Here is a 721-nt window from a genome sequence, read left to right as displayed (position 1 = left end):
ACTGCACGAAGCTGGAATCGCTAGTAATCGCGGATCAGAATGCCGCGGTGAATACGTTCCCGGGTCTTGTACACACCGCCCGTCACACCATGGGAGTCAGTAACGCCCGAAGTCAGTGACCTAACCGCAAGGGAGGAGCTGCCGAAGGCGGGACCGATGACTGGGGTGAAGTCGTAACAAGGTAGCCGTATCGGAAGGTGCGGCTGGATCACCTCCTTTCTAGGGAAGAAGTAGAGAAGAGAAATGTGTTTTACTGTTGAGTTATCAAGGAGATAACAACTAAATATCATATTTCTGGTGTCGATGCGCCCCGGGGACACACCCGTTCCCATCCCGAACACGACGGTTAAGACCGGGGAGGCCGATGGTACTGCATTGGAGACGATGTGGGAGAGCAGGTGGGCGCCAGATTATGGGGATGTAGCTCAGTTGGGAGAGCACCTGCCTTGCAAGCAGGGGGTCGAGAGTTCGAATCTCTTCATCTCCACTGCCAGAGATGGCAAATGGGCTTATAGCTCAGCTGGTTAGAGCGCACGCCTGATAAGCGTGAGGTCGGTGGTTCGAGTCCACTTAAGCCCATAGGCTTATAACAATTTAGCCGTGAGGTTAAGTGATTAAGCCTTTGATTGTACCTTGAAAACTGCATACATGTAAATTTGATTAAACTTTAATCAAATATCCTTGATACAAACGTTAAAACGTAAGATAGGAAGACATCGAT

The 721-nt window shown here is 50.1% G+C and carries 2 tRNA genes and 2 rRNA genes; all 4 read left to right on the top strand.

What is annotated here, in order from left to right:
* Nucleotides 1–219 (top strand): 16S ribosomal RNA (locus tag LIQ05_RS19435); the annotation flags it as partial.
* Nucleotides 220–293: 74 nt separating this feature from the next.
* Nucleotides 294–411 (top strand): 5S ribosomal RNA (gene rrf, locus LIQ05_RS19430).
* A 3-nt stretch (nt 412–414) separates the two neighbouring features.
* Nucleotides 415–487, top strand: a tRNA-Ala gene (locus tag LIQ05_RS19425).
* 18 nt (nt 488–505) lie between these two features.
* Nucleotides 506–579, top strand: a tRNA-Ile gene (locus tag LIQ05_RS19420).
* The last annotated feature ends 142 nt before the right edge of the window (nt 580–721 follow it).

This window comes from Blautia glucerasea (assembly GCF_020537505.1).
In the GTDB taxonomy this organism is placed as follows: Bacteria; Bacillota; Clostridia; order Lachnospirales; family Lachnospiraceae; genus Blautia_A.
This window is presented reverse-complemented; position numbering and strand designations above follow the sequence as displayed.